The following is a 26379-nucleotide window of genomic DNA, read 5'->3' as shown; positions in this document are numbered from 1 at the left end:
GCCGCGTCCGCCGGACGGTGCCCGCTCAGGTGCGGAGCATCCGGCCGATCGCCTTCGTGGCCTCCTCCACCTTGGCGTCGAGGTCGCCGCCGTGGGCCGCCGCGTCGGCCACGCAGTGCCGCAGGTGCTCCTCCAGGAGTTGGAGGGCGAAGGACTGGAGCGCCTTCGTGGAGGCCGAGACCTGGGTGAGTATGTCGATGCAGTAGACGTCCTCGTCGACCATCCGCTGGAGACCGCGGATCTGGCCCTCGATCCGCCGCAGCCGCTTGAGGTGCTCGTCCTTCTGCTTGTGGTAGCCGTGCACCCCGTGCGCGTGGTCGGCCGGCTCGGCGGAGTCGACGGCGGCCTGCGGGGTGACCTGGTTCGCCTCGGTGGTCGTCATCGCGTCCTCCCGTTGTCCTGATAAGGGGCGTATACCCCACGTGGGTATATGGTACCGATCCCCGCCGATAAGGGGGCGGGGGTCTCGTGCAGATCACTGTGCCTGATGGGCGACACTGAGAGGACGCCGGTTAGCCGTGGCCGGATGATGCGCCTAGCATCAGCCTGACCGAAACCCAGCACCCCGAGGACCTCACGTGCGATTTCGCCTGACCCCCAGGGAGACGAGCTTCTACGACATGTTCGCCGCTTCCGCGGACAACATCGTCACGGGCTCCAAGCTCCTGATGGAACTGCTCGGAGCGGAACCCTCCGCCCGGGCCGAGATCGCGGAGCGGATGCGGGCGGCGGAGCACGCAGGCGACGACGCCACCCACGCGATCTTCCACCAGCTGAACTCCTCCTTCATCACGCCGTTCGACCGTGAGGACATCTACTCCCTCGCCTCGTCCCTCGACGACATCATGGACTTCATGGAGGAGGCCGTCGACCTGGTCGTCCTCTACAACATCGAGGAACTGCCCAAGGGCGTCGAGCAGCAGATCGAGGTCCTGGCCCGGGCGGCGGAGCTGACCGCCGAGGCGATGCCGAACCTCCGCACGATGGACAACCTCACGGAGTACTGGATCGAGGTCAACCGGCTGGAGAACCAGGCCGACCAGATCCACCGCAAGCTGCTCGCCCACCTCTTCAACGGCAAGTACGACGCCATCGAGGTGCTGAAGCTCAAGCAGGTCGTGGACGTGCTGGAAGAGGCGGCCGACGCGTTCGAGCACGTCGCCAACACCGTGGAGACCATCGCGGTCAAGGAGTCCTGAGCTTCGTGGACACCTTCGCTCTGATCGTGACCATCGGTGTCGCGCTCGGTTTCACGTATACGAACGGCTTCCACGACTCCGCCAACGCGATCGCCACCTCGGTGTCGACCCGGGCGCTGACCCCCAGGGCGGCCCTCGCGATGGCGGCGGTGATGAACCTCGCGGGCGCCTTCATGGGCAGCGGGGTCGCCAAGACGGTCAGCGAGGGCCTGATCGAGACGCCGCACGGCGACAAGGGGATGGGCATCCTCTTCGCCGCGCTGGTCGGCGCGATCATCTGGAACCTGGTGACCTGGTACTTCGGCCTGCCGTCCTCCTCCTCGCACGCCCTGTTCGGCGGCATGGTGGGCGCGGCGCTCGCCGGTGGCACGGAGGTCATCTGGGGCGGCGTGCTCGACAAGATCGTCATCCCGATGTTCGTCTCGCCGGTCGTCGGTCTCGTCGCCGGTTACCTGGTCATGTGCGCGATCATGTGGATGTTCCGCCGGGCCAACCCGCACAAGGCCAAGCGCGGCTTCCGCATCGCGCAGACCGTGTCGGCGGCCGGCATGGCGCTCGGCCACGGCCTCCAGGACGCGCAGAAGACGATGGGCATCGTGGTGATGGCCCTGGTCATCGCCGACGTGCAGGACGCGGGCGACGAGATCCCGGTGTGGGTGAAGATCGCCTGTGCGGTGATGCTCTCGCTCGGTACGTACGCGGGCGGCTGGCGCATCATGCGGACGCTCGGCCGCAAGATCATCGAGCTGGACCCGCCGCAGGGCTTCGCGGCGGAGACCACCGGCGCGTCGATCATGTTCGGCTCGGCGTTCCTCTTCCACGCGCCGATCTCCACGACGCACGTCATCACCTCCGCGATCATGGGCGTGGGCGCGACGAAGCGGGTCAACGCGGTCCGCTGGGGCGTCGCCAAGAACATCATCCTCGGCTGGTTCATCACCATGCCGGCGGCGGCGATCGTCGCGGCCGCGAGCTACTTCGTGGTGCAGCTGGTCTTCGGCTGACGGTCGCGGAGGAAGTGGTCGGGCCCGGCTCCCCTGGGGGGAGCCGGGCCCTTTCGTCTTGCGGTGGCACCGCCATGCAGCACCGCAGACGCTGTTGCCCGGCACCGTGCGCGAGGTGGGCCGGGGGCGGTGTGGTGGCCCCCGGTGGTTCGTGCGCACGGGCGGGACGTCCTGGTTATCCGAAGCGGCCGGAGATGTAGTCCTCGGTCGCCTGGACGCTCGGGTTGGAGAAGATGCGCTCGGTGTCGTCCAGCTCGATGAGCTTGCCGGGCTGGCCGACCGCCGCCAGGTTGAAGAAGGCGGTGCGGTCCGAGACGCGGGCGGCCTGCTGCATGTTGTGCGTCACGATGACGATCGTGAAGCGCTCCTTCAGCTCGCCGATCAGGTCCTCGATGGCGAGGGTGGAGATCGGGTCGAGGGCCGAGCAGGGCTCGTCCATGAGCAGGACGTCGGGCTCGACCGCGATGGCGCGGGCGATGCACAGGCGCTGCTGCTGGCCGCCGGAGAGGCCGGAGCCCGGCTTGTTGAGGCGGTCCTTGACCTCGTTCCACAGGTTCGCGCCCTTGAGGGAGCGCTCGACGATGTCGGCCAGCTCGGACTTCTTGTACGTGCCGTTGAGCCGCAGGCCCGCCGCCACGTTGTCGAAGATCGACATGGTGGGGAAGGGGTTGGGGCGCTGGAAGACCATGCCGACGGTGCGGCGCACGGCGACCGGGTCGACCCCGGAGCCGTACAGGTTCTCGTCGTCCAGCATCACCTTGCCCTCGACGCGGCCGCCGGGGGTGACCTCGTGCATGCGGTTCAGGGTGCGCAGGAAGGTGGACTTGCCGCAGCCGGAGGGGCCGATGAAGGCCGTCACGGAGCGGGGCTCGACGGTCATGGAGATGTCGTCGATCGCCTTGTGGGCGCCGTAGTAGGCGGAGAGGCCGCTGACGTCGATTCGCTTGGCCATGATTAGTTCACTTCCGTTCGGCTCAGCGGCCGGTCTTCGGGGCCTTCCAGCGGGCGATGCCGCGGGCCACCAGGTTGAGGATCATGACGAAGGCGATCAGGACGAGCGCGGCGGCCCAGGCGCGGGCCACGGCGGCGTCGGTGCCGACCGCGTACTGCTCGTACACGTAGAGCGGCAGGGAGGACTGGGCGCCTTCGAAGGGGTTCGGGTTGATGAGCTTCGTACCGAACACGAGGAGCAGGATCGGGGCCGTCTCGCCGGTGATGCGGGCGATCGCGAGCATGACGCCCGTGGTGATGCCGCCGATCGCGGTGGGCAGGACCACCTTCAGGATCGTGCGCCACTTGGGGACGCCGAGGGCGAGGCTGGCCTCGCGGAGCTCGTTCGGGACGAGCTTGAGCATCTCCTCGGTGGAGCGGACGACGACGGGCATCATCAGGATGGCGAGGGCCATCGCGCCGGCGAAGCCGGAGGGGCCGAAGCCCAGCATCAGGGTCCAGGTGGACAGGACGAAGAGGCCCGCGACGATCGACGGGATGCCCGTCATGACGTCGACGAAGAAGGTGACGGCCTTGGCGAGCTTCCCGGTGCCGTACTCGACCAGGTAGACCGCGGTGAGGAGGCCGATCGGGGCGGCGATCAGGGTCGCGATGGCGACCTGCTCGATGGTGCCGAGGAGGGCGTGGTAGACGCCGCCGCCGGCCTCGACCTCGAGGACGCCGTTCATCGAGTGGGTGAGGAAGTACCCGTCGAGGACTTCCAGGCCCTTGCTGACCGTCACCCAGGCCAGCGAGAGCAGCGGGACGACGGCGAGGACGAAGCAGACCCAGACGAGGCTGGTGGCAATGCGGTCCTTGGCCTGGCGGGCGCCCTCCACCTTGGTGGTGACGACGTAGGTGGCGAGGACGAAGAGCAGGGCGGAGAGCATGCCCCACTGCACCTTGCTGTGCCAGCCGGCGGCGAGGCCGATGCCGGTGCCCGCGGCGACGGAGCCGGCCGCGACGGCGGCGGGGGCCCAGCGCGGGAGGCGGGCGTGGGCGAGCGGGCCGCGGGGCTTGGCGAACGCGACCGGGCGGTCCTGGACGGCGTGGCTCATGCGTTGGCCCCCGAGTACTCCTTGCGGCGGGCGATGATCCACCGGGCCGCGCCGTTGACCAGCAGGGTGATGACGAAGAGGACGAGACCGGAGGCGATCAGCGCGTCGCGGCCGTAGTCGTCGGCCTCGTTGAACTTCGCGGCGATGTTCTGGGCGAAGGTGCCGCCGCCCGGGTCGAGGAGGTGGCCCGAGAGGACGAAACTGGGGGAGAGGACCACGGCGACGGCCATGGTCTCGCCGAGCGCGCGGCCGAGGCCGAGCATGGACGCGGAGATGATGCCGGAGCGGCCGAAGGGCAGGACGGCCATGCGGACGACCTCCCAGCGCGTGGCGCCGAGGGCGAGCGCGGCCTCCTCGTGCATCTTCGGGGCCTGGAGGAAGACCTCGCGGGTCACGTTGGTGATGATCGGGAGGATCATGATCGCCAGCAGGATGCCCACGGTGAAGAGGTTGCGGGCGACGCCGTCGGCGGACTTGTCGAAGATGTACGTCCAGCCGAGGTACTGGTCGAGCCACTGGTTCAGGCCGTCCAGGTACGGCACGAGGAAGATCGCGCCCCAGAGGCCGTAGATGATGCTGGGCACGGCGGCGAGCAGGTCGACCACGTACGCGAGCGGCTTGGCCAGCTTGCGCGGGGCGTAGTGCGAGATGAAGAGCGCGATGCCGATGGCGACCGGCACGGCGATGACCATGGCGATGACCGAGGAGACGATCGTGCCGAAGGCGAGGACGGCGATGCCGAAGACCGGCGGGTCGCCGGCCGGGTTCCACTCGAAGGTGGTGAAGAAGTTGGTGCTGTCCTTCGAGACGGCGAGGACGGTGCGGTAGGTCAGGAAGGCCGCGATCGCGGCCATGATGACGAGCAGGGTGATGCCGGAGCCCTTGGAGAGGCCGCTGAAGATGCGGTCTCCGGGGCGGGACGCGTTCTTGGCGCGCCGGCTCCTGTTCTTCTCTATGGCTGGTGGTGTCGTGGTAACCATCGGTTTCTCCGGTCTGCGGAGCCTCGCGGCTCCTGGCGGCGGTGCACCGGATGCCGGGGGCGGCCTCCTCCACGGGAGGTGAGGGGCCGCCCCCGGCCGGGGGTCAGGACAGGGTCGGGACGATGGCGCGGACCTTGGCCGCGATCTCGGCCGGCATCGGGGCGTAGTCGGCGTCGGTGAGGACCTTCTGGCCCTCCTCGCTGATGGCGTAGTTGAGGAACGCCTTCAGGGTCGGCAGGGTCTCCGCCTTGTTGCCCTTGTCGCAGGCGATCTCGTAGGTGACGAGGACCAGCGGGTAGGCGCCCTCGGCCTTGGTGGCGTAGTCGAGGGAGAGGGCCACGTCGTTGCCGGTGCCCTTGACCTTGGCGGCGGCGATGGCCTTGGAGGCGTTCTCCGAGGTCGCGGCGACCGGGGCGGAGGCGCCGGTGTTGATGCTGACCGTGGAGATCTTGTTGGCGGTGGCGTGCGAGAGCTCGAAGTAGCCGATGGAGCCCTCGGCGCCCTTGACGGCCTGGGCGACGCCGGAGGAGCCGTTGGCGGCCTGGCCGTCGGGGGCGGGCCACGACTTGGTCTTCGGGTCGTACTTCCAGTCGGCCGCGGCGGCGGTCGAGAGGTACTTGCCCAGGTTCTGGGTGGTGCCGGACTCGTCCGAGCGGTGGAAGGCCTGGATGGTGGAGTCCGGGAGCTTCGCGCCCGGGTTCAGCTTGGCGATCACCGGGTCGTTCCACTTGGTGATCTTCATGTCGAAGATCTTGGCGATGGTGGAGGCGTCCAGGACGAGGTTGTCCACGCCCTCCAGCTTGTAGCCGATGGCGATGGGGCCGCCGACCATGGGCAGGTTGACGCCGGTGCCGCCCTTGCAGATCTTCTTGGACTCGGCGACCTCTTCGTCCTTCAGGGCGGAGTCGGAGCCCGCGAAGGCGACCTGGCCCTGGTTGAACTTGGTGATGCCGCCGCCGGAGCCGATGCCCTGGTAGTTGACCTCGACGCCCGAGCAGGCCGCCTGGAAGTTCTTCACCCACAGGTCGACCGCGTTCTCCTGCGCGCTGGAGCCCGCGGCGAGGAGCTGGCCCTTGGCGCCGTCGCACTTGATGTTCGACGCCGCGGCCGAGGTCTGCGTGCCGCCGCCCTTGGTGGGCTCCTCGGTGTTGTTGTCCGAGCCACACGCCGACAGGAGCAGCGCACCGGAGACGACGAGGGCACCGATCGCGGAGGCGCGAAGCCCGTTGTTGCGCGAAAGCTTCACTTTCGGGGGTTCCTTCCAGAGGCCGCCGTGGTCCGGACCGGGTGTCCGTCGCTTCGAGGGCGGCGCGTGTCGGGTTGTGGGTGCATCGTCAGGCTCCGTGCACCGCGTAAGGCCGAAATTAGGCAGATCAGGTGAAGCGGCCAGCCGTGGAGAGTGAACGCGAGGTGAACCGTGCCGTAAGCCACGGTGCGCTCCGGCACGGGGTGCCGGGCGGTGCGGGGGCGGTGACACGGGGTGGCCGGACCTGGTCGAAAGGTCCCGGCCACCGGCGTGGCCCCCGGGACGCGGTCTAGGAGGCGTCGCGGGGCCGTCGGGCCGGGGCCGGCGCCGTCGCGAGGAGGGCGTCGAGCAGCTCGCGGTCGCGTGGCCGGGTCAGGCGGGTGCGGGCCGTGTCCGGCGGCAGCCAGCGCAGCCGGTCGACCTCCCGGCCGGGCACGAAGGCGCCGCCGAGGGCGCGGGCCGCCCAGTAGGCGACCTCCTTGGGCCGGCCGTCGACCTCGTAGCGGACGGTGGGCAGCCGGTCGCCCAGCTCGCAGTGGTGCCCGGTCTCCTCCAGGACCTCCCGCAGCGCGCACGTCGCGGCGCTCTCGCCGCGCTTCCGCTTGCCCTTCGGATGCGACCAGTCGTCGTACTTGGGGCGGTGCACGAGCGCGATCTCGATGCCCCGCCCGTCCCCGGCCGCCGGGCGCCACAGGACGCAGCCGGCGGCGAGGACGGGGCCGCTGCCGGAGGTCATGGGACGGGCGCGGTCGCGGTGTGCCAGGCGCGCTGGAAGGCGAAGCGGGCGGCCTCGACCTCGTGCCGCTGGTCGGCGTGGAGGACGCCCAGGGCGTAGGCGGTGGCCGGGGCGATCCGGGGGGTGCGGGCCGCGGCGGCGGCGGCCGCCGCGGCCTCGGCGGCGTCGCGGTGCCGGTCGAGGGCCCGGGCCGCCTCGTACAGGAGGGCGTCCGGTTCGCCGCCGAGGGCCGTCACCTCGGCGGCGTACCGGTGGAGCCGGAGCAGCAGCCGGGTGTGGTGCCAGGGCGCGTCCTGGCTCTCGCCGGCGGCCAGGGCCAGTGCCTCCGCGTTGTACGGGTGGGCGGCGCGGGTCAGCGGGAGGGCGTCGACCGCGTCGAGGAGGCGGCGGCGGGCGACGGAGGCGGAGGCGTCGAGGACCTCGGGGGCGGGGGCCGTCCCCGCCGGGCCGAGCGGCACCTCGGAGGCGAGGAGGGCGACGGCGTCGGCCAGCGCGTGGAAGCGGGAGGAGCCGAGGGCCTGGAGGGCGGCCGAGTGGGCGCGGGTCCTGGCCAGGGTGAGCTGCCGTTCCAGGAGGGCGCCGGCGCGGGCGGCGCCGACGGTGAGGCCGGCGCCCTCCGAGCCGCGGGCGGCGGGCACCGGGCCGCTGCCGCCGGCCAGCCGGTTCAGCGCGTCCATCAGCCGGATCAGCCGGGAGGTGCAGGCCTGTTCCTGGGCGAGGGTGCCGGAGAGCCAGGCCAGCTCGGTGCGGAGCTGGTCGGCCCAGGCGGTGTCGAGGAGCGGCCGGAAGGTGTGCAGGCTGCCGCTGATCCGGCGGGCGGCGGCCCGCAGCGTGCCGGCGGCGTCCTCCGCCCCGGACGTGTTCGCGCCGCTCTCGCCGTGCTGCCGCAGGCCGCGGAGGAAGTCCGCGGCCCGGGCGTGCAGGTAGGGGGCCAGGACCTCTCCCGCGGTCACGTCGCGCGTCGCCGGCGCGGCCTGCGTGGGGTCAAGGTTGTGCACGTCGGCGCCTCCGCGCGTCGATGAGCATCTCCTGCACGTGCCGCAGCGGCTTGCCCTCGGGATCGGTCGCGTGGCGCGTCCAGTTCCCGTCCGGGCCGAGGTGCCAGGAGGAGGTGGTGTCGGACATCCCGGTCTCCAGGAGCCGGGTGAGGGCCGCCCGGTGGGCGGGGTCGGAGACCCGGACGAGGGCCTCGATGCGCCGGTCCAGGTTGCGGTGCATCATGTCGGCGCTGCCGAACCAGACCTCGGGCTCGCCGCCGTTGCCGAAGGCGAAGATCCGGGAGTGCTCCAGGAAGCGGCCGAGGACGGACCGGACGCGGATGTTCTCGGAGAGGCCGGGGACGCCGGGGCGGACGGCGCAGATGCCGCGCACCCAGATGTCGACCGGGACGCCGGCCCGGGAGGCCCGGTAGCAGGCATCGATGACGGCCTCGTCGACCATCGAGTTGACCTTGATCTTCACGTACGCCGGCCGGCCCGCCCGGTGGTGCGCGATCTCCTTGGTGATCCGGGAGACCAGTCCGTCGCGCAGCGACTTCGGGGCGGTGAGCAGGCGGCGGTACGTCTCGCGGCGGGAGTAGCCGGAGAGCCGGTTGAAGAGGTCGGAGAGGTCCGCGCCGACCTGCGGGTCGGCGGTGAGCAGTCCGAGGTCCTCGTAGAGCCGGGCCGTCTTCGGGTGGTAGTTGCCGGTGCCGACGTGCGAGTAGCGGCGCAGCAGGTCGCCCTCCTGGCGCACGACCAGGGACAGCTTGCAGTGCGTCTTGAGGCCGACGAGGCCGTAGACGACGTGGCAGCCGGCCTCCTCCAGCTTCCGCGCCCACTTGATGTTGGCCTGTTCGTCGAAGCGGGCCTTGATCTCGACGAGGACGAGGACCTGCTTGCCGGACTCGGCGGCGTCGATGAGGGCGTCGACTATCGGGGAGTCGCCGGAGGTGCGGTACAGCGTCTGCTTGATCGCCAGCACGTCCGGGTCGGCCGCCGCCTGCTCCAGGAACGCCTGGACGGAGGTGGAGAAGGAGTCGTACGGGTGGTGCAGCAGCACGTCCCGCTCGCGCATCGCGGCGAAGACGTCGGGCGCGGACGCGGTCTCGACCTCGGCGAGGTCCCGGTGGGTGCCGGCGACGAACTTCGGGTACTTGAGCTCGGGCCGGTCCTGGGAGGAGATGCCGAACAGGCCGGTGAGGTCGAGCGGGCCGGGCAGCGGGTAGACCTCGGCGTCGGAGATCTTCAGCTCGCGGACCAGCAGGTCGAGCACGTACGGGTCGATGGACTCCTCGACCTCCAGGCGCACCGGCGGGCCGAAGCGGCGCCGCATGAGCTCCTTCTCCAGGGCCTGGAGGAGGTTCTCGGCGTCGTCCTCCTCGACCTCCAGGTCCTCGTTCCTGGTCACCCGGAACATGTGGTGCGCCAGCACCTCCATGCCGGGGAACAGCTCCTCCAGGTGCGCCGCGATGACGTCCTCCAGCGGCACGTACCGCTGCGGGGACGCCTCCAGGAAGCGGGAGAGCAGCGGCGGCACCTTGACGCGCGCGAAGTGGCGGTGGCCGCTGACCGGGTTGCGCACGACGACGGCGAGGTTGAGGCTCAGGCCCGAGATGTACGGGAAGGGGTGCGCCGGGTCCACGGCGAGCGGCGTCAGCACGGGGAAGATCTGCTGCCGGAAGAGCGTGAAGAGCCGCGCCTGCTCCTTCTCCGTGAGCTCGGGCCAGCGGATGAGGTGGATGCCCTCGTCGGCCAGGGCCGGGGCCACGTCCTGCTGGTAGCAGGCGGCGTGCCGGGCCATCAGCTCGCGCGAGCGGGTCCAGATGAGGTCGAGGACCTCGCGCGGCTGGAGGCCGGAGGCGGAGCGGGTGGCGACGCCGGTCGCGATGCGGCGCTTGAGGCCGGCGACCCGGACCATGAAGAACTCGTCGAGGTTCGAGGCGAAGATCGCGAGGAAGTTGGCGCGCTCCAGGAGCGGGGTCGTCGGGTCCTCGGCCAGTTCGAGGACGCGCTCGTTGAAGGCGAGCCAGCTGCGCTCGCGGTCCAGGAAGCGGCCCTGGGGGAGCTCGCCGGTGCCGTCGGCGGAGTTGTCGTCGTAGCCGTCGTACCCGTCGTACGTGTCGAACTCGGCGTCGGGCGCGGCGGCGCTCGTGGCGGGGGAGCGGCGGGCCGCTATGGAATCCGTGGACGGCTTCGGGGACGCGGTGGCGGAGGTCTGGACCGGGACCTCGGCGGGCTGCTGGCTCATGGCCCCATTCTTCCGCGCGATGGGGCTCTCGGGCGCGTCGGAGCGGGCCGTGGGGGAGGGCAGTCTCCCCTTGGGAAGTCTCCCGGCGGTCATCCCCCCGCCGGACGTGATCACGGATCGCTTCATTGCGTGAGCGTCGCAAGCGCGTCTGAATGGCGGGTGACGACGACATGTCGTGCGGGAATCGGGGGCGGGGCCTGTCACGGGTCCCGGCCCCGCGATTGACCCGCACGGGTGAACCTTCGCTAGGGGTGCCGGGCCCGCAGCACCCGGAAGGCGGCGAAGGCGGCGAGGGCGGCGAGGGCGAGGAGGATGCCGGTCTCGATGAGCTGGGTGGGGAGGATGTGGGAGGCGGGGTGGTAGTCGAGGTACTGGGCGGCGACGGGTTCCTCGGGGCGGCAGGCGCCGGAGGCGCCTTCGTCGTAGCAGAACCAGCCGGGCTCGCGGCGCCCGTCGGCCATGATCAGGCCCTGGTCCACCATCCGTCCGTCCTCGGGCACCATCAGGGTCGACGCGCCCTCCACGGCCTTCCCGGTGATCGTGACCGGGGCCAGGAAGTCCCACCGGAAGGCGTCCATGACGACCAGGGCGACGCCGGTGAAGAGGCCGGTGGCGGCCATGGCGACCAAGGTGCGGCGGATCAGCAGTCCGGCGAGGGCGCCGACCGCGACGGCGAGCAGGGTGTACGCGGCGAGGACGGTGCCGAGGACCAAGTAGGGGCCGACGTCGTCGCGGAGGAGGCTGTACGAGTCGCGGACCCGGACCCAGCCGAGCGCGTATGCGCCGCTGAGGAGCAGTACGGCTCCGAGTGCGGTGGCGGTGGCGACGGCCAGCTTGGTGCGGAGCCAGGTCGTGGGGCTCACCGACTGGGTGAAGGAGAGCTGGTACGTCCCCGACTCGAACTCGCGGGCCACCATCGGTCCGGCGACGAAGAGGGCGGCGGCGAAGGGGATCGCGAGGGCGCAGTCGGAGAAGGAGTGCATGGCGCCCTCCAGCCAGTGGTGCCCGCTGTTGTACGGGTCCAGCTGCCAGAAGCCGTCCTCCGTCCGCACGTCCGGGTACTGCGCGTCCCAGATCCGCAGCCCCCCGATCACGGCGAAGGCCAGTACCACCACGGCCAGCGCGAGCCACAGCGTCCGCCGGTACTGCCGGACCGTCACCCAGGCGGGGCCCTTGAGGGCGGGGGTGCTCACGCGGCGGCTCCTTCGGGGTTGCGGAGGTGGGCGAGGAGGAGTTCCTCCAGGGAGGGTTCGGAGGTCTCCCAGGGGCCTTCGACGGGGCCCTCGCGGCGTACGAGCGCGGTGAGCTGACGGCCCGTCGTGCGGGTGTCGACCACGGTGTGCGGGGCGAGGTCGGCGACGGGGCCGCGCAGCAGGGTGTGCGCGGCGAGCAGGTCGTCGACGGCGCCGTCGAGGCGGACGCGGCCGCCGGCGAGCAGCATCAGGTGGTCGCAGGCCCCCTCCAGCTCGGTGAGGATGTGCGAGGACATGACGACGGTCGTGCCGCGTTCGGCGGCGTCGGCCATGAGCAGGCCCATCAGCTGGTGGCGGGCGAGCGGGTCGAGGTCGGCCATGGGCTCGTCGAGGAGCAGGAGTCCGGCGCGCTTGCCGAGGGCGAGCGCGAGGGCGACGCGGGTGCGCTGGCCGCCGGAGAGGTGGTGGACGAGGGTGTCGGAGGAGAAGCCGCCGCCCTCGACGACGCGGAGCGCGGCGGCGTCGTCCCAGCGGCCGGGGTTGAGCTCGCGGCCCATGCGGAGGGTGTCGGCGACGGTGAGCCGGGGGTGCAGCGGCTTGGCCTGGGCGACGTGGGCGAGGTCCTCGCGGGCGGGGGCGGTGAGGGTGCCCTCGGTGGGGCGCAGGAGGCCGGCGGCGAGGGCGAGGAGGGTGGACTTGCCGGCGCCGTTGGGGCCGACGAGGGCGCAGATCCGGCCGGCGGGGAGGGCGAAGCCGCATTCCCTGAGGGCCCAGCCTCCCCTGCGTCCGCCGTACTTCTTCCCCAGGAGCTCGGCTCCCAGGGCGATGGGCGTGCTCACTTTTCGTCGTCCCCCTCGAAGTGCTGTGCCAGTACGGCGGTGAAGAGCGCCGCGACGTCCTCGCGGTCCAGTCCCTCGGCGCGTGCGCGGCGGGCCCAGGCGTCGAGCTCGCCCCGGAGGGGGGAGTCGGCGGGGGCGGTGGTGCCGAGCGTGGCGCGGACGAAGGTGCCGAGGCCGCGGCGGGCCTCGACGAGTCCTTCGCGTTCGAGTTCGCGGTAGGCCTTGAGGACCGTGTTCGGGTTGATGGCCGTCGCCTCGACGACCTCGCGCGCGGTGGGCAGTCGGTCGCCCGGCTCCAGGAGGCCCATCCGGAGGGCCTGTTTCGTCTGCTGGACGATCTGGAGGTAGGTGGCGACGCCGCTGCGCCGGTCGATGCGGTACTCGACCACGTCCTTCCACCACCCTTTCACTAATCAAGTAGTGAAAGGGTGGTGGAAGGAAGGGGGTGGTGTCAACCACCCCCTGCCGACTGCCGGTTCAGGACTCCGCGCGGTACATCAGGTCCACCTCGTGCGTCCGGAAGCCCAGTCCCTCGTAGACCCGCACCGCCGCCGTGTTGTCCGCGTCCACGTACAGCATCGCCGTCGGCAGTCCCTGCGCCGCCAGGTGCCGCAGCCCGGTCGCGGTGAGGGCCTTGCCGAGGCCGCCGCCCTGCGCCCGCGGCAGGATCCCGACCACGTACACCTCGCCGAGCCGCTCCTCGGCGTGCACCTTCGTCCAGTGGAAGCCGACGAGCTCCCCGTCCCGCTCCGCGAGGAAGAAGCCCTTCGGGTCGAACCACGGCTCCGCGATCCGGTCGTCCAGGTCCCGCTGGGTCAGCGCGCCCTGCTCGGGGTGGTGGGCGAAGGCGGCGGCGTTGACCGCGAGCCAGGCCGCGTCGTCCTGGCCGGGGACGAAGGTGCGGATCGTGACGCCCTCGGGGAGCACCGGCTCGGGGATGTCGAGCGGCGCCAGGGGGCGGCGGAGCTGGCGCAGCTCGCGGAAGAGGGTCAGGCCGAGGACCTGGGCGAGGTGGCGGGCGGGCGGCTTGCCGCCGTGCGCCCAGACCCGCAGCCGCTTGCCGGTGGCGGCGAGGAGGGCGGTGCCGAGGGCGCGCCCGTGGCCGCGGCCGCGCTGGTCGGGGTGGACGACCAGTTCGGCGGCCGGCGCCTCCACGGGGTCGGTCTCCTCCAGCTGGGCGTAGCCCGCGAGGCGGGGGCCGAGGGTGAGGAGGAAGTGGCGCACCCCCTCGCGCCGGCCGTGCCGGAGGTAGAGGCGGCCCTGCTCGGACACCGCGTGCACGCCGTCGGCGCGGTCCGCGGCCGCGAGCAGGTCCATGACCTCCCGGACCTGCTCGGTGCTGAGCTCGTCGTACGTCTGGATCTGCCGTCCCGGTTCGAGGGCGGGCGCCGCGTCGGAAGTCATGGGACGAGCCTACGGCGAACGGTCCGTCAGCCGTCGGCAACTGTCTTGTAACCCACTACCCCCTGTTGCGCTACGCGCGTTGACTCTAGGCTGCGAGCGCAACACGGGGGAACGATCAAAGCCGCGAATCGGGACATGGGGAAAAGGGGACCACGGGAGAGATGGCAGTGAAGCGCAGCAAGAGCAAGGCCGGGCGGCGAATTCTGGCCGCCGGCGCGGGGCTGGCGACGGTCGGGGCGCTCGTCGCCGCGATGCCGGCGGGCGCCTCGCAGGACGCGGCCGACGCCGCGGCGGGCGGGACGAACGGCAAGGGCTGGGGCCGGATGGTCGACGTCCAGCTGCTCTCCTTCAACGACCTGCACGGCAACCTGGAGCCGCCGGCCGGTTCCTCGGCCCGCCTCACGCGGATCAAGGAGGACGGCACCACCGAGACGATCAACAACGTCGGCGGCGCCGAGTACCTGGCCACGCACCTGGAGCAGGCCCGCGCGGGCCACCGGTACTCCATCACGGCCGCCGCCGGCGACATGATCGGCGCCTCGCCGCTGCTCTCCGGGATCTTCCACGACGAGCCGACCATCGAGGCGCTCAACGAGATGAAGCTCGACGTGAGCTCGGTGGGCAACCACGAGTTCGACGAGGGCGCGCGCGAGCTGAGCCGCATCCAGAACGGCGGCTGCCACCCGGTCGAGGGCTGTTTCGAGGAGGGCAAGACCTTCGAGGGGGCGAACTTCCCCTACCTCGCGGCCAACGTGACCGACGAGAAGAGCGGCAAGCCGCTGCTCGACCCGACCTTCATCTGGGAGAAGGACGGCGTCCGGATCGGCTTCATCGGCGTCACGCTCGAAGGCACGGCGAACATCGTCGCCGCCGACGGCATCAAGGGCCTGAAGTTCGGCGACGAGGTCGAGACGATCAACAAGTACGCCAAGGTGCTGGAGCGCAAGGGCGTGAAGTCGATCGTCGCCCTGCTCCACGAGGGCGGCATGCCCGCCTCGGGCGCGTACAACTACGACTGCGACACCCCGGGTGCCGGCGCCGGCATCTCCGGCCCGATCGTGGACATCGCGAAGAACGTCACCCCGCAGGTCGACGCCCTGGTCACCGGCCACACCCACCAGGCGTACGCGTGCACGATCCCGGACCCGTCGGGCAAGCCGCGCACGGTGACCTCGGCGGCCTCCTTCGGCCGGCTCTACACCGACACGACGCTCACCTACGACCGCCGCACCAAGGACATCGTCCGCACGGCCGTCGCCTCCGCCAACCACGTCGTCACCCGTGACGTGGAGGAGCACGGGGCGATCCACGACCTGATCGAGCGCTGGAACGTTCTTGCCGCGCCGATCGCGAACCGTCCCGTCGGCCACATCGGCGAGACCATCGAGAACCCCACCGACGCGGGCGTGTACGAGAAGCCGCTGGGCAACCTGATCGCCGACGCGCAGCTGGCGGGCCTGTCCCCGGCCGACAAGGGCGGCGCCCAGCTCGCGCTGATGAACCCGGGCGGCGTCCGTGCGCCGCTGACCAAGCGGGACGGCGGCGTGGTGACCTACCGCGACGCGTACACCGTCCAGCCCTTCACCAACATGATGACCTCGGTCGACCTGACCGGCGCCCAGCTCGTCACCGCGCTGCGGCAGCAGGTCAGCGGCGCCAACCTGGCCTCCCCGAAGATCCTCCAGGTGTCGAAGAACTTCACCTATACCCTGGACCTGACGAAGGCGGGTGCCGACCGGATCGTGGCCGACTCGGTGCGGCTGAACGGCGAGCCGCTCGACCCGTCGAAGACCTACCGGGTCGCGATGAACGAGTTCCTCACGGGCGGCGGCGACGGCTTCCCGGCCCTCGCCTCCGGCAGCAACAAGCTGGTCGGCGCCTCGGACCTCGACGTCTTCATCGACTACCTGACGGCCAACTCCTCGGCCGCCCAGCCGCTGAAGGCCCCGGCGACGGACCGCATCAAGATCGTCCGCTAGTCCTCGCGGCTTCCCGGGCCCGGGGAGGACACCGAAGAGGGGGCTGCCCTCCGCCCGACCGGCGGAGGGCAGCCCCCCTCCGCCTTTCCGCGCGCCGTCCGCACCCTGGTGCAGATTGACGCGGACCTGTCATCATCCGGTGTCATGGAGCGACGACGCTTTCTCACCGGGGCCCTCGGGGCCGGGGCCGTGCTGCTCGCCGGGGCGCCCCCGGCCGGGGCCGCCGCCGTGGACACGCGGGCGTGGATGGCGGGGCACGGGGACGGGACCGCGCTGGCGCGGCTGACGATCCCCGGGACGCACGACTCCGGGGCGCGGTTCGGCGGGCCGTGGGCGCAGTGCCAGAACACCACCGTCGCGCAGCAGCTCGACAGCGGGGTGCGGTTCCTCGACGTGCGGTGCCGGGTGACCGGCGGGTCCTTCGCCATCCACCACGGCTCCGCCTACCAGAACATGATGTTCGGGGACGTCCTGATCGCCTGCCGGGACTTCCTCGCCGCGCACCCCTCCGAGACCGTCCTCATGCGGGTCAAGCAGGAGTACTCCGAGGAGTCCGACGCCACCTTCCGGGCCGTCTTCGACGACTACCTCGACCGGCGCGGCTGGCGCTCCCTCTTCCGCATCGGGGACGGGCTCCCGCTCCTCGGCGAGGCCCGCGGCCGGGTCGTGCTGCTCGCCGACAACGGCGGCCTGCCCGGACTGCGCTGGGCCGACTCCCGCCACTTCGCCGTCCAGGACGACTGGAACGCGCTCCCCGACGCCAAGTACCCCAAGATCGAGGCCCACTTCCGCGCCGCCGTCGAACGCCCCGGACCGCTGTACGTGAACTTCGTCAGCACCTCCGCCGCGCTGCCGCCCCGCTGGAACTCCGACAACCTCAACCCGCGCGTCCACGCCTGGCTCGACGGCTCCTGGGCGGCCGGCCGCACCGGACTCGGCATCGTCCCCCTGGACTTCCCCGCCACCCGCGCCGGGCTGGTCGAGGCCCTGCTGCGGCACAACTGACCCCGCGCACCCCCGTAAAAGGATGGCGCCGGGCCCGGAGCCGTACCACCATGCCCGGATGGAGAGCAGCGACACGGAACCGCGGCGGTGGACGACCTCCACCGTCCACCCCGACATGTGGGCCGACCCCGACGACGATCCGCGCGAGGCCGGCGGGGCGGCGGTGACCGACGAGCGCGGCGCCCTCCTCGACGCCCTGCGGCACTTCCGGCTCACCCTGGAGCTGAAGTGCGAGGGCCTGGACGCCGAACAGCTGGCCCGCCGCTCCGTGCCGCCCTCCACCATGTCCCTGCTCGGCCTGGTCCGGCACATGGCCGAGGACGAGCGGCACTTCCGCCGCCTCGCCGGCGTGGACGCGCCCCGGATCTACCGCACCCCGGACGACCGCGAGGCCGAGTGGACCGGCGCCGTCGCCGACCCCGCCGTCGTCGAGGACGCCCGGCGGCGCTGGCGGGAGGAGGCCGACGCCACCGACCGCTTCGTCGCCGCCGCCCCCGACCTCGGCGCCCCGGTGCCCGGCGGCGGACAGCTGCGCGAGCTCCTCACCATGCAGATCACCGAGTACGCCCGCCACTGCGGCCACGCCGACCTGCTCCGCGAACGCGTCGACGGGCGCGTCGGCCAGTAGCCCCGGGCCCCCGCGGACCCGCCCTCAGGCCGTCACCTCCGGCGGCGGCGTCGGCGCCCCGGGGAAGCGGAGGGTCGCGAGCGTCCCGCCGCCCTCCGCCGCCGACAGCGCCACCGAACCGCCCGTCCGCTTCACCGTCCGCGCCACGATCGACAGGCCCAGCCCCGAGCCCGGCAGGCTGCGGGCCGACGGGGAGCGCCAGAAGCGGTCGAAGACGTGCGGGAGCTCGTCCGGGGCGATGCCGGGACCGTGGTCGCGGACCGTCAGCTCGCCGCGCATCAGGGTCACCTCGACCGTGCCGCGCGGCGGCGAGAACTTCACCGCGTTGTCCAGCACGTTGACCAGCGCACGCTCCAGGGCCGCCGGTTCCGCCCGTACGTACCAGGGCGCGAGGTCCGTCGTGAAGGTCAGCTCCGGGCCGCGCAGCCGCGCCCGGTCGAGGGCCGCCCGCAGCGCGGTGTGCAGCGGGACGACCTCCAGCGGCCCCGGGCGCACCGCGTCCGGCCGGGCCAGCTCCTGGAGGTCGCCGATCAGCGAGGCCAGCTCCGTCATCTGCGCCTTCACCGAGGCCATCAGCGCCTGCCGGTCCTCCGGCGGGATCGCCCGGCCGGTCCGCTCGCTGCGGGCGAGCAGCTCGATGTTGGTGCGCAGCGAGGTCAGCGGGGTGCGCAGTTCGTGGCCGGCGTCGGCGATCAGCCGCGCCTGCCGTTCCCGGGAGCTCTCCAGGGACGCCGTCATCTGGTTGAAGGCCCGCGACAGGCGGGCGATCTCGTCCTCGCCCTCGTCCGGGATCCGCACCGTCAGGTCCTCGGTGGCGGCCACGTGCTCCACCGCCCCGGTCAGCCGGTGCACCGGCTCCAGACCGGTCCGCGCCACCCACAGGCCGGCCGCGCCCGCGCCGATCACGCCGATCCCGGAGACCAGGAGCAGCACCCAGCGCAGCGTGGACATGGCGTTGTCGATCTCGGAGAGCGGGCGGGCCACGGAGACCGCGAGGAAGGCCGGGCCCTGCTGCGGGAGGATCAGCTGCTGGGGGTAGGTGGAGACGCGCAGTTCGTGCCCCGCGGTGTCCTTCACGGTGTGCAGGAAGGACGAGAGCGTGCCGCGGGCCACCGCCAGGTCGCCCTCCCCGACGGGGAGCGCCGCCTCGCCGGAGGTGCAGACGCCGCCGGCCGCGTCGACGATCTGGACGGTGTACCCGCCGACCGGCGGCGGCTCCTCGCCCCGCTGGCACATCCCGTACAGGCTCCGGACCGCGTTCGGGTCGAGCCGGGTGCTGCGCAGCGCCGAGTCCATCTCGCCCTCCAGCTGCGCCCGGGTGACGAACCAGCAGGCGGCGGAGACGGCGGCGACGGCGACGGCGACGGCGAAGGCGGTGAGCAGCGCGAGCCGGGAGCGCAGCGGCCGGGAACGGAACCAGGCCAGGGGGGTGCGGGGGCGGGTCACTCGGTGCCGCCCCCGCCGCGGAGCACGTAGCCGACGCCGCGCACGGTGTGCACCAGGCGCGGTTCGCCGCCCGCCTCCGTCTTGCGCCGCAGGTACATCACGTACACGTCCAGGGAGTTCGAGCTCGGTTCGAAGTCGAAGCCCCACACGGCCTTGAGGATCTGCTCGCGGGTGAGGACCTGCCGGGGGTGGGCGAGGAACATCTCCAGGAGCGTGTACTCGGTGCGGGTCAGCTCCACGGGCCGGCCGCCGCGGGTGACCTCGCGGGTCGCCAGGTCCATGCGCAGGTCCTCGAAGGAGAGGACGTCCTCCGGCGCGGCGGGGGCGGCGGACGGGGCGGCGTAGGAGCTGCGGCGCAGCAGGGCGCGGATGCGGGCGAAGAGCTCGTCCAGCTCGAAGGGCTTCACGAGGTAGTCGTCGGCGCCCGCGTCGAGGCCGGTGACGCGGTCGCCGACGGTGTCGCGGGCGGTCAGCATGAGGATGGGCACGGTCGAGCCGGCGGCCCGGATCCGGCGGGCCGCCGTCAGCCCGTCCATGCGGGGCATCTGCACGTCGAGGACGACGAGGTCGGGGTCGTACGACTCCATGGCGGCGAGCGCGTCGATGCCGTCGACGGCCTCCCGCGTCGCGTACCCCTCGAAGGCGAGGGAGCGGCGCAGGGCCTCCCGCACGGCGGGTTCGTCGTCCACGATGAGGACGCGTTCGGAGTCGTTCGGCTGCCCGGTCATGGGGTCAGCGTGCCATGCGTTCAGCTCGGGCCGCCCGAGCGGAGGGCGTCCAGGTCGGCCTTGAGGGTGTTCACCGGGATGGCGAATCCGAGGCCCACGCTGCCGGCCGCGGAAGCGCTCGAAGAACTGGGCGAATACATGGCCGAATTGATCCCGATGATCTCCCCGTCCATATTGATCAGCGCGCCGCCGGAATTCCCCGGGTTGAGCGAGGCGTCGGTCTGGATGGCCTTGTAGGTGGTCTTCGAGGAACCGGTGTCGCCGTTGAACTGCTGCCCGCCGAACTCGAACGGCCAGCCCTGCCTCGGGTCCCACTGCTGCCCCTGGCCCTGGTCGCCCCCGGTGTCCTCGTCGTCCTTGGCGACCGTGACGTCCCGGTCGAGGGCGGAGACGATGCCGCTGGTGACGGTGCCGGTGAGGCCCTCGGGGGAGCCGATGGCGACGACCTGCTCGCCGACCCGCACCTTCGAGGAGTCGCCGAGGACGGCGGTCCTGAGGCCGGAGGCCCCCTTGAGCTTGACGAGGGCGAGGTCCTTGTCGGGGTCCTTGCCGACGACCTCGGCCCCGTACGTCCTGCCGTCGCTGGTCCGCACGGTGATCTCGGAGGCGCCGGAGATCACGTGGTTGTTGGTGACGATCTCGCCGTCGGAGGTGATGATCACGCCCGAGCCGGTGGACTTGCCGGAGGCGGAGCTCGCGGAGATCTCCACGATGGCGGGGGAGACGGCCTCGGCGACCCCGGCGACCGTGCCGGTGCTGCTCGCCGAGACGTTGGTGCCGGTCACCGCGGAGGAGGACGCGGTGACGGCGGGGGTCTCGTCGGTGAGCCGCTGGACGAGGGTGGCGGTGCCGCCGCCGACCGCCGCGGCGGCGATGGCCACGGCCGCCATGAGGCCGACCCCCCGCCCCGCGCGCCGGCGGGGGCCCGGGGCGGGCACCGCGTGCGCGGGCCCGGCCGGGGGAGGGGTGTGCCCGCCGCCGGGTCCGGACGGCCACACGGTGGTGCCCGGCTCGGTGGTGATCGGCCGCGTCGGCTCGTAGGGCGGGCGCGGCGGGAGGTACGGCTGCTGGGGCTGCGTGTGGTCCGTCATGGCCACGACTCTCGGCCCGGCAGATGAGAACGGCCTGAGGACCGGCTGAGAAGCCCGACAGAACCCTGTATGCCCGAAATAAAGACGGGGCCCGCCGCCCCGGACGGGGTCAGTGGCAGCCGCAGGAGCGGCGGACCACCAGGGCCGAGGGGAACTGCTTGACGCGCTCGCGGCGGGAGCCGTTGACGCGGATCGAGTCGTCGAGGACGAGGTCGACCGCGGCCCGGGCCATCGCGGGGCGGTCGGAGAAGACCGTGGTCAGCGGCGGATCGGTGAGCGCGGCCTCCTTCACGTCGTCGAAGCCCGCCACCGCCAGCTCGGTCGGCACGTCGATGCGCAGCTCGCGGGCGGCCCGCAGCACGCCGAAGGCCTGGTCGTCGGTGGAGCAGAAGATGGCCGGCGGCCTGTCCGGGCCCGCGAGGAGCTTCAGGGCCACCTGGTAGGCGTCGTAGCGGTTGTACGGGGCCTCGAAGAGCCGGCCCTCGGTGGGCCGGCCGGCCTCCTGCATGGCGCGCCGCCAGCCCTCGACGTGGTCGGCGACCGGGTCGCCGACGGCCGGGGTGTTGGGGACGCCGCCGAGGCACGCCACGTAGGGGTGGCCGTGCTCCAGGAGGTGCCGGGTGGCGAGCTGGGCGCCGCCGATGTCGTCGGTGACGACGGCGACGTCGTCGATCGCCTCCGGCCGCTCGTGCAGCAGCACCACGCGGGCGTCCCACGCCTCGATCTCGCTCGCGGCCTGCTCGCTCATGCCCTGGCTGACCAGGATCAGACCGGAGACCCGCATGCCGAGGAAGGCGCGCAGGTAGTGGATCTCGCGCTCGGTGCGGTAGTCGGAGTTGCCGACGAGGACCATCTTCCCGCGCTCGGCGGCGGCCTGCTCGACGGCGTGCGCCATCTCCGCGAAGAAGGGCTGGCGCGCGTCCGGGACGATCATGCCTATGAGGTCGGTGCGGCGGGACGCCATCGCCTGGGCCACCCGGTCGGGGCGGTAGCCCAGCTCCTTGATGGCGGCGAGGACACGCTCGCGCGTGGCCGGGGCGACCGGCCGGGGTCCGTTGTTGATGACGTAACTCACGACCGCCGTCGAAGTACCCGCCAGTCGCGCTACGTCATCCCGCGTCACCTTGGCCACGCGCGGAAGTCTACGCGGGGTGACCTACCTACCGGCAGGTCGGACTGTGGCGTACGCCACGTTACCTTCCCCCTAACGGGTGGTGTCGGCCGTGGCGCCCTTGACTCCGGTGCCCGCGCGGGCCTCTTCCCGGGCGTCCTGCCCCGCTTCGCCCCCCTTTGCCTCGGCCGGCTGCTTCGTCTCCTTCGCGCGGGCCTCCTCGGCGGCCCGCTCCACCTTCTCGGGGGTGACGAAGCGGTATCCCACATTGCGGACGGTGCCGATCAGCGACTCGTGCTCGGGCCCGAGCTTCGCGCGCAGCCGCCGCACGTGGACGTCGACCGTGCGGGTGCCGCCGAAGTAGTCGTACCCCCACACCTCCTGGAGGAGCTGCGCCCGGGTGAAGACCCGGCCCGGGTGCTGGGCGAGGTACTTCAGGAGCTCGAACTCCTTGAAGGTCAGGTCCAGGACCCGGCCCTTCAGCTTGGCGCTGTAGGTGGCCTCGTCCACCGACAGGTCGCCGTTGCGGATCTCCATCGGGGAGTCGTCCGCGACGATCTGCTGACGGCCCAGCGCGAGCCGCAGCCGGGCCTCGACCTCGGCCGGACCCGCGGTGTCCAGGAGCACGTCGTCGATGCCCCAGTCCGCGGTGACGGCGGCCAGACCGCCCTCCGTGACCACCAGGACCAGCGGACAGCCGGGGCCGGTGGAGCGCAGCAGCTGGCAGAGCGAGCGGACCTGCGGCAGGTCGCGCCGGCCGTCGACGAGGATCACGTCCGCGCCGGGGGTGTCCACCAGGGCGGGGCCCTCCGCCGGGGCCACCCGCACGTTGTGCAGCAGCAGACCGAGGGCGGGGAGCACCTCGGTCGACGGCTGGAGGGCGTTGGTCAGAAGCAGCAGTGAACTCATCGCGACACTCCACCTGCCTGGATCGTCGGCTTCATCGGCTTCATCGTTCGGTCGTGCTTCGTACGCTCGTCCATGACGTCGGTTCCTCCTCGGTCCCTGCGAGGACGTCTGTACTGCGATCTCACGTGCTGCTCCCGCGCCCCGAGAGCTTTTGTTCATCCGTCCGTAACAACGGCCGGAAAACGCAAAAGGACCCGATGGCTGCATCGCCCGGATCCCTGCCTAGGAGAATAGCCCACATGAGTTCCGAGGCAGAGTCCCGATTTCACATGATGGATGTTTCCTCGCTCACTTCCCGCCCCCGCCGCGCAATGCTCCGGACGGCGGACGGCGTGCGTGTCGAAGCGGTGTACGAACCCTCACCCGGTCCCGCGGACGCCCCCGCGATCGTCGTCGCGCACGGCTTCACCGGCTCGGTCGACCGCCCCGCCGTGCGCCGCGCGGCCGGCGCCCTGGGCCGGCACGCACCGGCCGTCGTCACCTTCTCCTTCCGAGGCCACGGCGGCTCCGGAGGCCGCTCCACCCTCGGCGACCGCGAGGTCCTGGACCTCGCCGCCGCCGTCCGCTGGGCCCGCGGGCTCGGGCACGCGCGCGTGGCGACGGTCGGCTTCTCCATGGGCGGCTCGGTGGTCCTGCGGCAGGCCGCGCTCGACCGCGGCACGGACGCCGGGCCCGACGCGGTCGCCGCCGTCTCCGCCCCCGCCCGCTGGTACTACCGGGGCACGGCCCCGATGCGCCGCCTCCACTGGGTCGTCACCCGCCCGGTGGGCCGGCTCGTCGGCCGGTACGGGCTCCGCACCCGCATCGACGCCCGCCCCTGGGACCCGGAGCCGCTGCCGCCCGTCGCGGCCGTCCCCCTCATCGCCCCGGTCCCGCTGCTCGTCGTCCACGGCGACCGCGACGCCTACTTCCCCCTCGACCACCCGCGCGCGCTGGCCGCCGCGGGCGACGCGGAACTGTGGCTGGAGCCCGGCATGGGCCACGCGGAGAACGCCGCCGACGAGGAGCTGCTCGACCGGCTCGGCGCCTGGCTCGCCCGCCGATAGCCCATGATGGAGGGCGGCGCGCACACGAACGAAGGGAGCGCCGCTATGGCAGCGGGAACCATCCGCTACTGGGCCGCGGCCAAGGCCGCCGCCGGGGTCGCCGAGGAGCCGTACACCGCAGAGACCCTCGCCGAGGCCCTGGACGCCGCCCGCGCGGACCACCCGGGCGAGCTCGTCCGGGTCCTCCGGCGCTGCTCGTTCCTGGTCGACGGCGACCCGGTGGGGACCCGGAGCCATGAGACGGTACGGCTTGCCGAGGGCGGCACGGTCGAGGTGCTCCCCCCGTTCGCAGGAGGGTGAACCCCAGAGCATGAGCAACGACCAGCAGTACGGCGGGCAGCCGTACGACCCGCAGGCGTACGACCCCTCGGTCACCCAGACCTGGGAGGGCCAGACCTGGGACACGTCCTACCAGCCACGGCTCCGGCCCGAGGACGTCCACGGGTACCGCGCCGCCCAGCAGCAGCAGCCTCCGGCCCCGCAGCCGTACGCGTACGGCCAGGAGACCCCGCACCCGCAGGCGTACGCGCCGGAGGGTCCGTACCCGCAGCAGCAGGCGTACGCCCCGGGACACCCCCAGGAGGGGTACGCCCCCGAGGCGTACCCGCAGGCACGTGAGTACCCGCGGGCGCAGGAGTACGACACGCCCCAGGAGTACGGCGGACCCCAGGCGTACGCGCAGCCGCAGCCGGCGCAGTTCCAGCCGGTGGACCGGCAGCCCGTGCCGCAGCCGCAGCCCGTGCCCGTGTCGCAGTCCGGGGAGTCCCGGCCCGGGGCCCCCGCGGAGCCCTCCGCCGGGGCGTCCGGTCCGGCGTACTCCTCGCCGACGACCTCCGGGGCCGTCCGGCTGACCGACGCCCAGCGCGCGCGGGCCGAGGGCCGGTCGCCGATCATCGAGCCCGGGATGCGCCCCGCCGCCGTGACGGCCGTCCTCGGACTGCTGCTCGCCGGCGGCGCCGCGCTCGGCCCGTACGGGCTCCTCCTGCCGCTGGTCGCGCTCCAGGGCCTGACCGCCGCCGGCTGGTTCCGGCTCAACGGCATGTGGCCCGCCCGGCAGGGCATCGCGCTCGCCTTCCTCGGCGGGCTCGTCGCCGACGCCGCCCTGCTGGCCGCCGGCCGCGAGCACGCCGCCGCCGCGATCCTCGGCACCCTCGGCGTCTGGGTGCTGCTCACCCTCGTCCTCCAGCTGCGCAGCCACGCCGACCCCGACGAGCGGATGTACGGCCTGATGGCCACCGTCGCGTCGGCGGCGCTCGCCGTCCTCGCCGCCGGACACCTCGGCGCCGAACCGGACGCGGTGGTGGTCGGGGCGGTCGCCGTGGCCGCGACCGTCCTCGCCCGCGCGGTCCCGCTGCCCGGCCCCGTCTCGCTCGTCGCCTCGCTGCTCGCGGGCGCCGGCGCGGGCGTCGCGGCGGGCGGCCCGACCGGCATGGGCGCCTCCGGGGCGCTCCTCGGCCTCGCCGTCGGCGTCTGCGCCCTCGTCGGCCTGCGGACGGCCAGCTACGACTACCCGTCCCGCTTCGTCCACATGACGGCCGGGGTGGCCCTGCCGCTGACGGCCGCCGCGCCCGCCGTGTACCTTCTCGGCCGCGCCCTGGTCTGAGCGGCGGCCGCCGCGCCCGCCCGGGGCTCCGGGAACCGTCCGGCCCCCCTGCACGTCGATCTTCGTGCCGGGGGGCCGGCACACGTCTTCAGGTGATGGGGGAGATTTCAGTCATGCGAGCACTGCGGATCCTGCTGGTCGTGGCCGTCGTGCTGGGCGGGATCCTGGTCGGCCTCGACCGGCTGGCCGTCACCTGGGCCGAGTCGGAGGTGGCGGGCCGGACCTCGCTCGCGGGCGGTCGTCCCGACTCCGTCGAGGTCGACATCAAGGGCTTCCCCTTCCTCACGCAGGCCGCCGACAAGCACTTCGGGGAGGTCGAGGTCGTCGCGAAGGGCGTCCGCACCCAGGCCGGCGGCAAGCCCGTCCGGATCGGCGAACTCACCGTCGACCTGCGGGACGTGACGGTGACCGGCGACTGGGACGGCGTCCGCGCCGGGAGGGCGACGGGCACGGCGGTCATCTCGTACGCGGACCTCGTCGCGGCCTCCGACCGGGGGGCCACCGCCATGGAGTACGGCGGGCCCGGCAAGGTGAAGGTGACGGGCAGCGTCACCGTCCTGGGCCGGACCGTGACCCGTACCGTCGTCTCCTCGGTCACGCTGGTCGACGGCGGCACCGTCAAGGTCCGCGCCGACGAGGTCCCCGGCGAGGGCCTCCCGCTCGTGGAGGACATGATCCGCGAGCGCACCGACTTCGAGCGGCCCCTCGGCCGCGTCGCCGGGATGGGGGTCTCGAAGGTGGAGCCCCGTCCGGAGGGCCTGGTCGTCACGGTGACCGGCCAGGACGTCGCCGTCGCGGGCTGACCGGCCCCTCCGTCAGCCGGCCCGCCCTCCCTTTCCGCCCACTCTTTTCACATACTGAGACGACCTCGTCCGATCCGCAGAAGCAGGGGCCCGGACGGCCGGTCGGCAGGGGTCCGCGAACTGCGCGGACCCCTTTTCCATCTCACTCCTCGG

General features: G+C 72.5%; 26 protein-coding genes. 9 read left to right on the top strand and 17 right to left on the bottom strand.

Translation table 11 applies throughout. The annotated features are described in order from the left end of the window. Window positions 1–25: 25 nt before the first annotated feature. Window positions 26–382 carry a metal-sensitive transcriptional regulator gene (locus tag IE326_RS10960; protein ID WP_030750623.1) on the bottom strand — a complete coding sequence of 119 codons (357 nt, stop codon included), beginning with the start codon at window positions 380–382 and terminating at the stop codon, window positions 26–28. Window positions 383–578: 196 nt separating this feature from the next. Here IE326_RS10960 and IE326_RS10955 point away from each other — a divergent pair, with 196 nt between their 5' ends. Both IE326_RS10955 and IE326_RS10950 read left to right on the top strand, forming a co-directional pair. Next, the gene (locus IE326_RS10955; RefSeq protein ID WP_030495503.1) at window positions 579–1199 is read left to right on the top strand and encodes a DUF47 domain-containing protein; all 621 of its coding nucleotides are present in this window, start codon (window positions 579–581) and stop codon (window positions 1197–1199) included. A 5-nt stretch (window positions 1200–1204) separates the two neighbouring features. Beyond that, window positions 1205–2203 carry an inorganic phosphate transporter gene (locus IE326_RS10950; protein ID WP_150229910.1) on the top strand — a complete coding sequence of 333 codons (999 nt, stop codon included), beginning with the start codon at window positions 1205–1207 and terminating at the stop codon, window positions 2201–2203. A 175-nt stretch (window positions 2204–2378) separates the two neighbouring features. Here IE326_RS10950 and pstB read toward each other — a convergent pair whose 3' ends face one another. From pstB to mshD, 11 genes are all read right to left on the bottom strand, one after another. Further along, a complete protein-coding gene (gene pstB, locus IE326_RS10945) occupies window positions 2379–3155 on the bottom strand; it encodes a phosphate ABC transporter ATP-binding protein PstB (protein ID WP_150229912.1) in 777 nt (258 codons plus the stop codon). A 22-nt stretch (window positions 3156–3177) separates the two neighbouring features. Continuing rightward, window positions 3178–4251 (bottom strand): phosphate ABC transporter permease PstA, encoded by a 1074-nt coding sequence (gene pstA, locus IE326_RS10940; protein WP_150229914.1) that lies wholly within the window; start codon window positions 4249–4251, stop codon window positions 3178–3180. Continuing rightward, entirely contained in the window at window positions 4248–5231 is a 984-nt protein-coding gene (gene pstC, locus IE326_RS10935) for a phosphate ABC transporter permease subunit PstC (RefSeq protein WP_190041399.1), read from the bottom strand. The genes pstA and pstC overlap by 4 nt, the downstream gene beginning before the upstream one ends. A 103-nt stretch (window positions 5232–5334) precedes the next feature. Then, window positions 5335–6477: a phosphate ABC transporter substrate-binding protein PstS gene (pstS, locus tag IE326_RS10930; RefSeq protein WP_150229918.1), complete on the bottom strand. Its 1143-nt coding sequence runs from the start codon at window positions 6475–6477 to the stop codon at window positions 5335–5337. Between the two features lie 289 nt (window positions 6478–6766). Beyond that, window positions 6767–7213 (bottom strand): NUDIX hydrolase, encoded by a 447-nt coding sequence (locus tag IE326_RS10925; RefSeq protein WP_190041398.1) that lies wholly within the window; start codon window positions 7211–7213, stop codon window positions 6767–6769. After that, window positions 7210–8211, bottom strand: coding sequence for a CHAD domain-containing protein (locus IE326_RS10920; RefSeq protein WP_150229922.1), 1002 nt, complete (start codon window positions 8209–8211; stop codon window positions 7210–7212). Before IE326_RS10920 ends, IE326_RS10925 begins: the two co-directional genes overlap by 4 nt. Continuing rightward, window positions 8198–10441 (bottom strand): RNA degradosome polyphosphate kinase, encoded by a 2244-nt coding sequence (locus IE326_RS10915; RefSeq protein ID WP_150229924.1) that lies wholly within the window; start codon window positions 10439–10441, stop codon window positions 8198–8200. The genes IE326_RS10920 and IE326_RS10915 overlap by 14 nt, the downstream gene beginning before the upstream one ends. Before the next feature lie 245 nt (window positions 10442–10686). Continuing rightward, window positions 10687–11634 (bottom strand): ABC transporter permease, encoded by a 948-nt coding sequence (locus IE326_RS10910; protein WP_150229926.1) that lies wholly within the window; start codon window positions 11632–11634, stop codon window positions 10687–10689. Further along, on the bottom strand, window positions 11631–12473 hold the full coding sequence (locus tag IE326_RS10905) for an ATP-binding cassette domain-containing protein (RefSeq protein WP_229915291.1): 843 nt from the start codon (window positions 12471–12473) through the stop codon (window positions 11631–11633). The genes IE326_RS10910 and IE326_RS10905 overlap by 4 nt, the downstream gene beginning before the upstream one ends. Then, a complete protein-coding gene (locus IE326_RS10900; protein ID WP_150229929.1) occupies window positions 12470–12862 on the bottom strand; it encodes a GntR family transcriptional regulator in 393 nt (130 codons plus the stop codon). Before IE326_RS10900 ends, IE326_RS10905 begins: the two co-directional genes overlap by 4 nt. An 88-nt stretch (window positions 12863–12950) precedes the next feature. Beyond that, complete coding sequence (gene mshD, locus IE326_RS10895) at window positions 12951–13877, bottom strand: mycothiol synthase (protein WP_190041397.1); 927 nt, start codon at window positions 13875–13877, stop codon at window positions 12951–12953. A gap of 161 nt (window positions 13878–14038) precedes the next feature. Here mshD and IE326_RS10890 point away from each other — a divergent pair, with 161 nt between their 5' ends. The 3 genes from IE326_RS10890 (at window position 14039) to IE326_RS10880 (ending at window position 17489) form a co-directional block, all read left to right on the top strand. Beyond that, window positions 14039–15856 carry a bifunctional metallophosphatase/5'-nucleotidase gene (locus tag IE326_RS10890; protein WP_150229933.1) on the top strand — a complete coding sequence of 606 codons (1818 nt, stop codon included), beginning with the start codon at window positions 14039–14041 and terminating at the stop codon, window positions 15854–15856. Window positions 15857–16000: 144 nt separating this feature from the next. Continuing rightward, window positions 16001–16861 (top strand): phosphatidylinositol-specific phospholipase C, encoded by an 861-nt coding sequence (locus IE326_RS10885; protein WP_190041396.1) that lies wholly within the window; start codon window positions 16001–16003, stop codon window positions 16859–16861. Window positions 16862–16919: 58 nt separating this feature from the next. Next, window positions 16920–17489 (top strand): DinB family protein, encoded by a 570-nt coding sequence (locus IE326_RS10880; RefSeq protein WP_229915290.1) that lies wholly within the window; start codon window positions 16920–16922, stop codon window positions 17487–17489. 24 nt (window positions 17490–17513) lie between these two features. Here the strand turns inward: IE326_RS10880 and IE326_RS10875 are convergent, their stop codons facing one another. From IE326_RS10875 to IE326_RS10855, 5 genes are all read right to left on the bottom strand, one after another. Continuing rightward, window positions 17514–18935: a sensor histidine kinase gene (locus IE326_RS10875; protein WP_190041395.1), complete on the bottom strand. Its 1422-nt coding sequence runs from the start codon at window positions 18933–18935 to the stop codon at window positions 17514–17516. Continuing rightward, the gene (locus IE326_RS10870) at window positions 18932–19663 is read right to left on the bottom strand and encodes a response regulator transcription factor (RefSeq protein WP_150229941.1); all 732 of its coding nucleotides are present in this window, start codon (window positions 19661–19663) and stop codon (window positions 18932–18934) included. The genes IE326_RS10875 and IE326_RS10870 overlap by 4 nt, the downstream gene beginning before the upstream one ends. Before the next feature lie 20 nt (window positions 19664–19683). Further along, entirely contained in the window at window positions 19684–20754 is a 1071-nt protein-coding gene (locus IE326_RS10865; RefSeq protein ID WP_150229945.1) for a S1C family serine protease, read from the bottom strand. Between the two features lie 109 nt (window positions 20755–20863). Further along, window positions 20864–21886 carry a LacI family DNA-binding transcriptional regulator gene (locus tag IE326_RS10860; protein WP_150229948.1) on the bottom strand — a complete coding sequence of 341 codons (1023 nt, stop codon included), beginning with the start codon at window positions 21884–21886 and terminating at the stop codon, window positions 20864–20866. 72 nt (window positions 21887–21958) lie between these two features. Next, the gene (locus tag IE326_RS10855) at window positions 21959–22774 is read right to left on the bottom strand and encodes a response regulator transcription factor (RefSeq protein ID WP_150229949.1); all 816 of its coding nucleotides are present in this window, start codon (window positions 22772–22774) and stop codon (window positions 21959–21961) included. A 239-nt stretch (window positions 22775–23013) separates the two neighbouring features. Between IE326_RS10855 and IE326_RS10850 the strand changes: the two genes are divergently transcribed. The 4 genes from IE326_RS10850 (at window position 23014) to IE326_RS10835 (ending at window position 26226) form a co-directional block, all read left to right on the top strand. Continuing rightward, the gene (locus IE326_RS10850; RefSeq protein WP_150229952.1) at window positions 23014–23820 is read left to right on the top strand and encodes an alpha/beta hydrolase; all 807 of its coding nucleotides are present in this window, start codon (window positions 23014–23016) and stop codon (window positions 23818–23820) included. A gap of 45 nt (window positions 23821–23865) precedes the next feature. Beyond that, on the top strand, window positions 23866–24120 hold the full coding sequence (locus IE326_RS10845) for a MoaD/ThiS family protein (RefSeq protein WP_150229954.1): 255 nt from the start codon (window positions 23866–23868) through the stop codon (window positions 24118–24120). Window positions 24121–24130: 10 nt separating this feature from the next. Next, complete coding sequence (locus tag IE326_RS10840) at window positions 24131–25423, top strand: hypothetical protein (RefSeq protein WP_190041394.1); 1293 nt, start codon at window positions 24131–24133, stop codon at window positions 25421–25423. 113 nt (window positions 25424–25536) lie between these two features. Next, a complete protein-coding gene (locus IE326_RS10835; protein WP_150229959.1) occupies window positions 25537–26226 on the top strand; it encodes an LmeA family phospholipid-binding protein in 690 nt (229 codons plus the stop codon). The last annotated feature ends 153 nt before the right edge of the window (window positions 26227–26379 follow it).

Origin of the sequence: Streptomyces filamentosus, from assembly GCF_014654895.1 — a bacterium.
Classification (GTDB): domain Bacteria; phylum Actinomycetota; class Actinomycetes; order Streptomycetales; family Streptomycetaceae; genus Streptomyces; species Streptomyces filamentosus.
This window is presented reverse-complemented; position numbering and strand designations above follow the sequence as displayed.